Origin of the sequence: Methyloversatilis universalis EHg5 (genome assembly GCF_000378945.1) — a bacterium.
Classification (GTDB): Bacteria; Pseudomonadota; Gammaproteobacteria; order Burkholderiales; family Rhodocyclaceae; genus Methyloversatilis; species Methyloversatilis universalis_A.
The window spans coordinates 1186901-1196249 of record NZ_KB900539.1 but is presented as its reverse complement, the minus strand read 5'-3'; the positions used below and the strand labels follow the sequence as shown (position 1 = coordinate 1196249).

12 protein-coding genes are annotated in these 9349 nt (G+C 57.9%); 5 read left to right on the top strand and 7 right to left on the bottom strand.

What is annotated here, in order from left to right; all coding sequences use genetic code 11:
• Positions 1-4 precede the first annotated feature (4 nt).
• Entirely contained in the window at positions 5-1225 is a 1221-nt protein-coding gene (locus tag METUNV2_RS0105550; RefSeq protein ID WP_018228494.1) for an MFS transporter, read from the top strand.
• Positions 1226-1295: 70 nt separating this feature from the next.
• Here METUNV2_RS0105550 and METUNV2_RS0105545 read toward each other — a convergent pair whose 3' ends face one another.
• From METUNV2_RS0105545 to METUNV2_RS0105535, 3 genes are all read right to left on the bottom strand, one after another.
• The gene (locus tag METUNV2_RS0105545) at positions 1296-2033 is read right to left on the bottom strand and encodes a laminin B domain-containing protein (protein WP_232415618.1); all 738 of its coding nucleotides are present in this window, start codon (positions 2031-2033) and stop codon (positions 1296-1298) included.
• Positions 2034-2089: 56 nt separating this feature from the next.
• The gene (locus METUNV2_RS0105540; protein WP_081618516.1) at positions 2090-2338 is read right to left on the bottom strand and encodes a type II toxin-antitoxin system RelE/ParE family toxin; all 249 of its coding nucleotides are present in this window, start codon (positions 2336-2338) and stop codon (positions 2090-2092) included.
• A gap of 66 nt (positions 2339-2404) precedes the next feature.
• The gene (locus METUNV2_RS0105535; RefSeq protein WP_018228491.1) at positions 2405-2686 is read right to left on the bottom strand and encodes a CopG family ribbon-helix-helix protein; all 282 of its coding nucleotides are present in this window, start codon (positions 2684-2686) and stop codon (positions 2405-2407) included.
• Between the two features lie 236 nt (positions 2687-2922).
• Between METUNV2_RS0105535 and METUNV2_RS0105530 the strand changes: the two genes are divergently transcribed.
• Genes METUNV2_RS0105530 through METUNV2_RS0105510 form a run of 4 tightly spaced genes read left to right on the top strand, consistent with a single transcriptional unit; the run spans position 2923 to position 5311 of the window.
• Positions 2923-3126 carry a type II toxin-antitoxin system VapB family antitoxin gene (locus tag METUNV2_RS0105530; protein ID WP_018228490.1) on the top strand — a complete coding sequence of 68 codons (204 nt, stop codon included), beginning with the start codon at positions 2923-2925 and terminating at the stop codon, positions 3124-3126.
• Positions 3123-3506 (top strand): type II toxin-antitoxin system VapC family toxin, encoded by a 384-nt coding sequence (locus METUNV2_RS18950; protein ID WP_157281319.1) that lies wholly within the window; start codon positions 3123-3125, stop codon positions 3504-3506. Before METUNV2_RS0105530 ends, METUNV2_RS18950 begins: the two co-directional genes overlap by 4 nt.
• Positions 3507-3560: 54 nt before the next feature.
• A complete protein-coding gene (locus METUNV2_RS19550) occupies positions 3561-4721 on the top strand; it encodes a toll/interleukin-1 receptor domain-containing protein (protein WP_232415616.1) in 1161 nt (386 codons plus the stop codon).
• A 2-nt stretch (positions 4722-4723) separates the two neighbouring features.
• Entirely contained in the window at positions 4724-5311 is a 588-nt protein-coding gene (locus METUNV2_RS0105510) for an SLOG domain-containing protein (RefSeq protein WP_026187902.1), read from the top strand.
• A gap of 531 nt (positions 5312-5842) precedes the next feature.
• Here METUNV2_RS0105510 and METUNV2_RS19540 read toward each other — a convergent pair.
• Genes METUNV2_RS19540 through METUNV2_RS0105500 form a run of 4 tightly spaced genes read right to left on the bottom strand, consistent with a single transcriptional unit; the run spans position 5843 to position 8747 of the window.
• On the bottom strand, positions 5843-6517 hold the full coding sequence (locus METUNV2_RS19540; RefSeq protein ID WP_081618514.1) for a uracil-DNA glycosylase: 675 nt from the start codon (positions 6515-6517) through the stop codon (positions 5843-5845).
• A complete protein-coding gene (locus METUNV2_RS19535) occupies positions 6514-7650 on the bottom strand; it encodes a nucleoside triphosphate pyrophosphohydrolase family protein (protein WP_026187901.1) in 1137 nt (378 codons plus the stop codon). The genes METUNV2_RS19540 and METUNV2_RS19535 overlap by 4 nt, the downstream gene beginning before the upstream one ends.
• 3 nt (positions 7651-7653) lie before the next feature.
• A complete protein-coding gene (locus tag METUNV2_RS19530; RefSeq protein WP_081618513.1) occupies positions 7654-8280 on the bottom strand; it encodes a hypothetical protein in 627 nt (208 codons plus the stop codon).
• On the bottom strand, positions 8280-8747 hold the full coding sequence (locus tag METUNV2_RS0105500) for a TIR domain-containing protein (protein ID WP_018228485.1): 468 nt from the start codon (positions 8745-8747) through the stop codon (positions 8280-8282). Before METUNV2_RS0105500 ends, METUNV2_RS19530 begins: the two co-directional genes overlap by 1 nt.
• Between the last annotated feature and the right edge of the window lie 602 nt (positions 8748-9349).

Below are 9349 nucleotides of genomic sequence, written 5' to 3'. Positions count from 1 at the left end.
ATTCATGTCAGCTCCCGCCGCGCAGCGTCAGGTCATCACGCTCGCCCTTGCCCAGGCACTCTTTCAGACGGTGTCAGCGCTCGTCATGACGGTCGGCGGACTGGCGGGCAGCCGGATCGCGGCCAGTCCGGAATGGGCGACGTTTCCGATTGCCACGATGTTCCTGGGCACTGCAGTCGCCACCTTTCCCGCCTCGCAGTGGATGACGCGCGTGGGACGGCGCAAGGGCTTCATTCTCGGCGCGCTGCTGGGCACCGCCGGGGGACTGGTCGGCGCCCTCGGCATCGCGCTGGGCACGCTGTGGGTGCTGGCGGCCGGTACCTTTCTGGTGGGCAGCTATCAGGCCTTCGCCCAGTTCTACCGCTTCGCGGCCAGCGAAGTAGCGGATGCCGCCTGCCGGCCGAGGGCGATTTCGCTGGTGCTGGGCGGCGGCATCGTGGCCGCCTTCCTCGGGCCACTGCTCGGCAGGCTGGGCGGCCCGCTGCTGGAACCGGCCTTCGTCGGTTCATTCCTGATCGTCGCGAGCGTGTCGCTGCTCGGCGCCGGCGCCCTGCTCCCGCTGCAGATGCCAGCCGCCGCCCAGGACAGCGCCGATCGTGGGCAAGGTCGGCGGTGGGTCGACATCGTGCGCCAGCCGGCTTATCTGGTCGCGCTGTTCGGCGCGGCCACCGGGTATGGCGTGATGATTCTGGGGATGACCGCCACACCGCTCGCCATGTCCCATCACCACCACGACCTGCCCGCCACCTCCACGGTGATCCAGCTGCATGTGCTGGGCATGTTCCTGCCCTCCTTCTTCACCGGCGCGCTGATCGCCCGCCACGGCGAGCTGCGCGTCATGCTGGCCGGTGTGGCGATGCTGGCGGGCCACGTTGTGCTGGCCGCGTCCGGCACCGGCTTCACCGCCTTTGCCGGTGCGCTGACCCTGCTCGGCATCGGCTGGAATTTCCTGTACATCGGCGGAACCACGCTGCTGACCCGCACCTACCGGCCGGAAGAGAAAGGACGCGCGCAGGCGACCAACGACATGACCCTCTTTGTCGTCGGCCTTCTGTGCTCGTTCAGCGCGGGATGGGCACAGCAGGCGCTGGGCTGGCGCCTGCTCAACATGCTCCTGCTCCCCTGGCTGGGCGCAACCGCGCTGGCCCTCATCGCGTTTGCGGTCCTGCGCCGGCGGAAGGCGAGCGGCCCGGCGGGCATCGCGCAGCCGGATTCAGCCGGATGAAGACGCCGCCCGGCGGCAGAGCCGGCCGGCGCCGACGGCCATTCGCTGGCGGCTGAAACGCGGGAGCGTCTCAGACCGCCGCGCGCTGCCTGCGGCGCGCAGCGAATGCCACGCATCCGATGCCGGACAGCAGCATCAGGGCCGCGGCCGGTTCCGGCACCAGCGCCACGTTGTCCAGATAGCCGACGTCGGCCCCGGTCTGATATTCGGCACGGATCTTCAGCGAACTGATGTTCGACAGCACGGCCAGAAACTGCGCGTCGGTCGGTGTAACGCCCGAAAGACTGCCCAGCCGCCACCCGGTGGGCGACAGCGGCACCGAATACGAAGTCCAGCCGTTGTTGACCGGATTGTTCGCTGTGTCATAAACCAGCGTGAGGCCGCTGCCCGAGAGGATCACGTCCTCCGCGTCGAACTGGTTCGGCCCGCCGGGGTAGCGCTGCATCAGGTCAAAGGTGAGCTGCGAGCCGAAGGCGCCGGCGAAGTTGCCGAGGAAGACCGACGGAGCGACGAAGTAGGTGACGCCGCCGGTGGTCAGGTCGTCGATGAACACATTGCCGCCCGGATTGCCGCCGGTGGCGCTCCAGGTCAGCGGCCCCTCGATGTCACCCTGGGCGCTCCAGCCCTCGGCATCCGAGTCGAAGGTGCTGGTGACGGCCAGCGCGGGGAGCGAAGCGGCGAACAGGAATGCCGGTACGGAAATACGAAGTGTGGTGCCTTTCATTGTCGTCAGCCTCCAATGGTCAAGCAGATCCGGGAACGTATTCAACCCGCCGACATGGTGATCCTGAGGGGGTCGGGACTGCAAGGGTCATTGTCGGAGCCCACCGCGCGGTACGCTGGGCTGCGCGAACCGCGCAGGTTTCAAGCGCCGTACCCGCCCTCACGCTGATGCCGTACCGCCAGCACGATGACGACATCGCGACCGGCGTCGTAGTCATACAGCGCAACGTAACCGGTAAGGCCGCGCGAGATGACCAGCTCCCGGAGGTCGTGGTCGACCTTGCGACCGATAAGAGGATGTTCTCGCAACATCGCGAGGCCGGATTGCAGGATGGGCAGCGTCTCGGCAGCGCTTGCAGGCGCATCTGCCTGCAGCAGGAAATCGGTCAGACTTTCCGGTTCAACCAGCGCTCACTGCGCCAGCACCACACGGGTACTCACGATCCCGTCCGCTTCTCAGATCAACGACGGATCGGGCTGGCGCGCGGGTTTTCCTTCGGCGCGCGCCTTCAGGTAATCGAACACCTCGTCGGCATCCACCACCAACCCGTAACGCGCGACCTCTTCGCGCGCCCGCAGCGCGTCGGCAACGAAGGCTGTGCGAAGTTCGGCCAGTTCGGTCTGCAGTTCCAGCGCCTCAACCATGAAAGCGTGCGCGCTTTTTCCGGACTGCTGCGCCACCGCAGCGATGCGCGCTTTCAGTCCGTCCGGAAGTTTCAGCGTGGTCGTAGTAGTCATCGCGCACTCGTGAACATGAGTAACACCACGGTAGTACCAGCCAGACCTCACATCGGCCCGCTGCGCAACATGCGGCGCCTGAGTTCAGCGCCTGCTCATGATTGAGAGCATCCGATGCCTATGCACACTCGGAGCCCTTGCTGCACTGGAAAACTGGTCTTTCCCCGGTTACCCCTTCCGCAGCACATCCAGATTGGCGCACCGTGATATCAAATCAGATGCAACGAGGACATCCCATGCGAACGACCGTGACGATAGACGACGCCCTGTACGAGCGGGCGCTTGAAGTGGCCGATCCGTCCATGGACAAGGCCGACCTGCTCCGCGAAGCGATCAAGACCTATGTCAGGGTGCAGTCGGCCAGACGGCTCGCCGCGCTGGGCGCAACCCAGCCCGACATGCCAAACATCCCGCACACCCGGACTGGCGCACCCCTGTGAGCTGCATCCTTGTCGATACCTCGGTGTGGGTGGATCACTTCCGCCACGGTAACGACGCACTCATCCGGATTCTGGATCGTGACCTCGTACTGATCCACCCTCTGATCATCGGCGAACTGACCTGCGGCACCCCACCGAGCCGCACGCAAACACTGACCGACCTCGCCAGCCTGCAGCCCGCCTGTCAGGCAAGTGCAGCCGAAGTACTGGCTTTCATCGACCGCGAACACCTGTTCGGCCTCGGCTGCGGCATCGTGGACATGCACCTGCTCGCCTCCGCCCTGATTACGCAGGGCGCGAGATTATGGACACTGGCAAGCGACCGGACATGCTCGCAGAGCGGTTCGGCGCGGCGCAACGAACTGGAGCGCACGGAGTAATCGGGACGGCGAAGAACTCCATATGGAATACTCTGGGTCTATCCTCATACGACCATGATTGAGAGAAAAGGCATGCCAGCGCTATATCAACTTGCCCTGCTCGGCACCCCGACGGAAGCTCAAATTTCCGAACTTGAAGAAGTCGTCGGAAAGGCTATCGGCATGTTCGACTTGCGGTTGGGGCATGAGATTGGATGGGAGGTTTGTCCCGATGAATTCAATCCAGACCAACAGCGATCGTCTGCGGCGGCATTTTTCGGAGGTCACGAGCCTCCACTTGCGAATGTGGCACAACTGTTGAAAAGGGGCATCCCGCTGCTCCCAGTCGCTTCTGACGTTAATCGAGTCGGTGCAGAAATCCCTGCCTTGCTGCAACCGCTCAACTGCTTGGCATACACGGCTGGCGGGGCGCAACGTGTCGCAACGGCTTTACTGGAGTGTGCAGGGCTCCTCCCTCGACAGCGCCGTGTGTTCGTAAGCTATCGACGGGGCGAGGCTAGGGAAGCTGCCTTGCAGTTGTTCGATGCATTGTCTGCTCGGCTATTCGATGTATTTCTAGATACACATGGCATTCCACCTGCTGAAGATTTTCAGACCATGCTATGGCATCGGCTTTGTGACTCGGATGTCCTGCTGATGCTCGACACGCCTGGATACTTTGAAAGCCGTTGGACGAGTGCAGAATTCGGCCGCGCTCTGGCTAAAGGCATCAGCGTCTTGCGGGTGGGGTGGCCGGATACAACGCCTTCTGCGCGTACGGCGACGGCCAGTCGGGCGGAACTGCTACCCGAGGAAGTCAATCCGGCGACCGGACGAATCGCAGACGGCGCAGTGGATCGTATCTGTCTTCAATTGGAGGAAGTTCGAAGCCAGAGCCATGCGGTTCGCTCTGTTAATCTCGTGAGCAATCTGCGCAACGCTATTCAAACAATCGGCGGCCAAGTTGTTGGAGTTGGCGCCAACAGAGCTGTTTATGTCCAACTTCCGGATGGGCGGAATGTAATTGCTTATCCAACGGTCGGAGTTCCCACGTCAACTACGTTGCACGATGCGTCGACGAATTCACCAGAACAATCCGTCGCCGTTGTCTACGATCACGTAGGCCTGCATCCCAAGTGGTTGGGCCATCTCGATTGGCTGGGCCAGCATATTCACTCCGCCAGGTGGGTTAAAGCAAGCGAAGCGGGTTGGCAATTTGCGGACTGGGCGGCTTAGCCATGAGCGAAATATTCCTCTCGGCCAGCGTGCCACTTATTGGACGCGGCACTTACCACGAAACTGCCAATCCATTTCTCATCCAATGTGCGGTGAGAGAACTGTTCATAGCCGTCATTCGCCGCCACAGGATCGTATGGGGAGGGCATCCTGCGATTACCCCGATGATTTGGAGCATATGCGAAGACTTAGGCGTCGATTACTCACAGTCCGTCATCTTATATCAGAGCATGTTCTTTAAAGATGCGTTCCCTGAAGAACACAAGAATTTCCAGAATGTAGTTTTCACTGACGCTGTCCCCAACGACAGGGCGGCGAGCTTGCTTGTCATGCGTGAAAAGATGCTCTCGCGTGCGGACCTCAGCGCTGCTGTGTTTATTGGTGGAATGGATGGGGTAGAAGCCGAGCATGAGATTTTCAGGCGATTCCATCCTGCAGCCAAGGTGCTCCCGGTGTCCTCGCCAGGCGGAGCGGCTTTGAATCTAGCCAGGGAGCATGGCTATTTCACCGGTGAAGCGCTCGTTGATGTGGACTTCGCTCAGCTCTTCCATGCGCACCTGGCGGGGCACTTGGCTAGCAACCCGAGTTAATTCTTTTCTGGGCACTATCCTCTAGAACATCGATCGAGGATTTTTCATGCCACGGAAAGTCTTCTACAGCGTTCGCTATCAGAGCGACAGTTGGCGCGCCTCCGAGATACGCAATATCGGCACTGTAGATGGTAACCCGTCATTGATCGATAACACTTTGAAGAAATGAAGCGAGGCGGAGAGGGCGCGATCAAGCCCTGAATCGACGACCAACTGCGGGGGGGGGCTTGCACATTTTTTTGATTGGCGGGGAAACCAAAATTGCCCTTGGATTCAATACAAGATCGAGCAATCACGGAGCAGTAGAAAGGGGCTATTGGGGATACGTTCTCGCAAACTGCTGGACCACACCCAGTAACCATCGGTTATTGCGACGAACCCACTCAATTTATTTGCGTTGAATGACGCTAGAAAGCTATCCATCGTCACCAGTGTCTACGATCCGCCAGGGCTAGCAGTAGCGCGGTCTACACTTCTGTCAGCAACCCCTGGTCGAACTAGATCGAAGCTGCGATCGCCGCAACTAAGAAGTCAAAGTACTTCGTCAAACAACGATCCAGTACGCCTCGGGTACCCATAGAGTTCCGAGATTTGCGATTGGAATTGTGTCTGTCCACCGTAGCTGGGGTGCCTCACGCAAATCACCTGCACCGCATCCGTGATGCGATGAGCTGCAGCGGCAGCATCGTTGCCGATGGCAACGATGCGAGAAGGCTTCAGTAAAACAATAAGCTGCTGGAGCAGTTCTTCGCCGGCTCGCCTTTCTTTCGCGTTGTGCTGGCGGTTAGTAAACGGATCTCCGGATTCATGCGGATGAAGGGGAAAGACATTCCAGAGGAAGATGCGAGCATCAATGTGTTCCAGCATGCCCCATATGACCGCAGCAGTTCGCTCCGCTACAGCGCTTCCTATCGTAGGCCGTTCTGCAACTAGATCGAGATTCCAGCGCTTGGCGTGCTGGCCCATGTGGACGTCATCAGTCAGAGCTAAACCAGTACGGCGCCCTCCGCGATATCCGAGATCCCTTCCGATCCAGATGGCATCTACTGGCTCCTCGGCTGCACGACGCAACATGGCGGAGAGTGCTGCAGCGCGGCGCCGTGGTGCATCGCGCCGATCATAGACTTCACATCGATCCGAATACGGATTGAAGCAGTCTTCGAATTGCAGCGAAGCAACTGCCTCAACGAACGGATGGATCTTCATCTTGCAGACTCAAGTGACATGTACTTGATGGTGCGTTGTTCTCGGTTCCCTACGATCCAGCCGCCTTGATTTTCCTTGAGCTGTCGGAAGACAGCATACCCCTCCAAGATAGCTTTTTCCCAGAGCTTCAGCGGGCATTTCTCTACTTCATAACCACTCACAAACTCGCCGATCGTTTTGAGAATTCCGAGCGAGACTTTGTCCTGATTTTCGAAGAAATTCAGCTCTTTGGCTCTTGAAAAAATCCAAGCAGCAACCCCTTCCTCAACGACGATAGCTCGACCACTGTCCTGCTCTTCATCGAATTTCGGATTACTCTTTCGTTTGTGCCTGATCAATGCCCGCATCACCGGCGACCAGTGAAGGATCGCCGCGTAAGAAAAATGGAAAACGTCATGGAACCGGTAGCCATCGCAGTCAGCAATGTTGTCGGTCAAAGGGTCCCCAATGAATACTCCATTCCATTGAAGATAGCTTTTGCCACTACCTCGTTGGTTGACGCGGATTCTGAATTCCCTGGGCAACTGTTCCTCGGCTCCAAATTTACTATCGAAATCAAGACCAACCAGATCATCTGCCTGTGGTTCCAAGAACGCGCCGCATGCTTTACGAAGGTTGGAGCGAGCCACTTCCGAAAAAGCTAGCCCCGCCGCATGGATTGCATCCAAGTAAGCCCGTGCGAACGCGACCAATTCAGTACGCTGAGGAGTACTTCCCAATAATGCTGCGGCTGACTGCCCCAAGCGTACAAGGGTAGTATCTAGCGATGCCGGCGCAGCAATAGGCACTGCGATATAGGCCATTGCACCTTCGGTGATATCACTTGCAGCACCAACATTCTTGAAATTTCCGTGATTGGCAGCTTCCCCGAAGATCTCATCGAGAGGAATATTCAAGCGCCTGCAGATTGCAGCCAAGTACCAAAGAGTGTCGCCAAATTCTTCTTCCGCAGCTTTCCTAAAACCAGGATATGCCGTTTTGTCTCGAACATGTTTTTTAACAGTGGCCATTATTCCACCAACTTCTCCATAGAGTCCTTGGAGGACCGGATTGAAGTCGCCGGGATTGAGCACGTCAGTGGCCGCAATTTCCGCAGCGTAATCCGAAAGCAAGAGGGAGCCTTCCTTTTTCATCGATCACCTGCGAAGAGTCAGCCATTCAAAAGGGGCGCCTTGGTAGCCACTCAAGGCTAAGCTGCGTATCCAATACTCAAAATTTGAGATCAATTGCGCATCATCAAAAGTGGTAAGGCCTATTCCATTTTTGCATAGAGGGCGGCCCTCCTGATCGCACAATTTATCGGGGAACTCTGGCCCCTCACCCCCAAAATATACGAAATCGTTGCTGATCAAAACCCTGTTGACGCCCGTATCACGCGCAACGTGACCATGGTTCGGCGAGCCATCAGGGCGGGAGTGGAATGAGTCTCGCTGTTGCCAAGAAGCCCCATCCACAGCTCTGAAGTAAATGTTATCCCCGCAACTTTGCTTCCGACTGCCATTGCGGTACGGCTTCTTGGATTCAAACCGTAGGTCTTGGCCGTACTCGTCAAAAGTCATTGTCTCGGTGACCCGCATCGCATAGACCAGACGGCCACCGCGTCGGACACTTCGATCATTGCTTCCGCTGCCGACCACCCAGTCACCGACGTTAGCGCTTTTTCGGATACCGGGCTTGCAAGTCGCTAGCGTGCAATAGCTATAGAACGGATTGGGCGCAAAACCACTGTCGTACCGCACGACATAGGAGTGAATGCGTGTCATCAGCAGGGATGCCGCTTGAGTGGCACCAGGTCGCAGGCACCGCCGTCAGGTTTCTCCCACGAGTCTTTCCCGTTGATCGCGTCGATGACTGAATCACCGTTCCACCCAACCAAGGCGTCCGCGTATTCTATTAGTGCATCCGGCAGGTCGCATTCTTTCTCGCCATGCTCCCAAACCCCAACAATGCGCTTGCCATGTTTGGCCGCGTATTCGATTTCCCAGTTCACCCACTCACTGTTCTTGGTCTGGGGTGAGACATAGCAAATGAACACCCCAGCCCAATTGATGGCAGGCGCAAGAATCTGCGTCTTGATGTAGTGCTCATCAGTGGCATTGTTGAACTTTCCCTTATGGATGGAGGAATCTCGGACCTCTACCCCTTTGGGTGCTAACAAATCCTTGAGGTTTTGCAGCCCATCGTCGTCTTCATGGATATGGCTGATGAATACGTTCCGTATGTCTGCCACCCGTCACCTCCATGGTTTCGCATGTTCGAAATTCGTAACTGGGATTGCCGCAAGTGTGATCTGAGCGCCTCGCCAACTTGCCGACCACTACGCACCTTCGAGCCCTAGGTCTGCTATAAGGATCGAACACGTAGAGGATGAAGCTCAAAGCTCTGCAAACACATTTGACGTTGCGAGCCTCTCCCACAACGGCTGCGGCCGCAGATCGATTCACCGAGTCTGCTTGAGCTCGAACCGCTGCCGGACGGTCGAGAGTCGAAATTCATTGCAGACTTAATACTCAGACCTCATTGGCACATAAAAAATTCTTGGGATTGATTCCATAATGTGAAAAACGCTTGTCGTCGAGTGAGAATTAGGCATCCTGAATGGAAATTATCTATCGCTCGACGACGTAGATTCTCACTAGAGACGAGAATGTCCTTCGAGCGATCTCAATGACCTACCCACACCGGTCTCACTTCAGAAAGTCACGACATCTCATTAGAGACAAGAGCAGCACCGTTTCGTCTCAGTAGAGACGAGATTGGCCGGCGAGTGGCTAAACAGGGGGATCCTGGCACGTCACGCCGGAAGGAATCGAACCCGCGTCCGCCGCGCCT

Coding starts and splice junctions, on each gene's coding strand:
- METUNV2_RS0105550 (WP_018228494.1), top strand. CDS start 5: ATGTCAGCTCCCGCCGCGCAGCGTCAGGTCATCACGCTCGCCCTTGCC.
- METUNV2_RS0105535 (WP_018228491.1), bottom strand. CDS start 2,686: ATGACTACTACGACCACGCTGAAACTTCCGGACGGACTGAAAGCGCGC.
- METUNV2_RS0105530 (WP_018228490.1), top strand. CDS start 2,923: ATGCGAACGACCGTGACGATAGACGACGCCCTGTACGAGCGGGCGCTT.
- METUNV2_RS19550 (WP_232415616.1), top strand. CDS start 3,561: ATGATTGAGAGAAAAGGCATGCCAGCGCTATATCAACTTGCCCTGCTC.
- METUNV2_RS0105510 (WP_026187902.1), top strand. CDS start 4,724: ATGAGCGAAATATTCCTCTCGGCCAGCGTGCCACTTATTGGACGCGGC.
- METUNV2_RS19540 (WP_081618514.1), bottom strand. CDS start 6,517: ATGAAGATCCATCCGTTCGTTGAGGCAGTTGCTTCGCTGCAATTCGAA.
- METUNV2_RS19535 (WP_026187901.1), bottom strand. CDS start 7,650: ATGAAAAAGGAAGGCTCCCTCTTGCTTTCGGATTACGCTGCGGAAATT.
- METUNV2_RS19530 (WP_081618513.1), bottom strand. CDS start 8,280: ATGACACGCATTCACTCCTATGTCGTGCGGTACGACAGTGGTTTTGCG.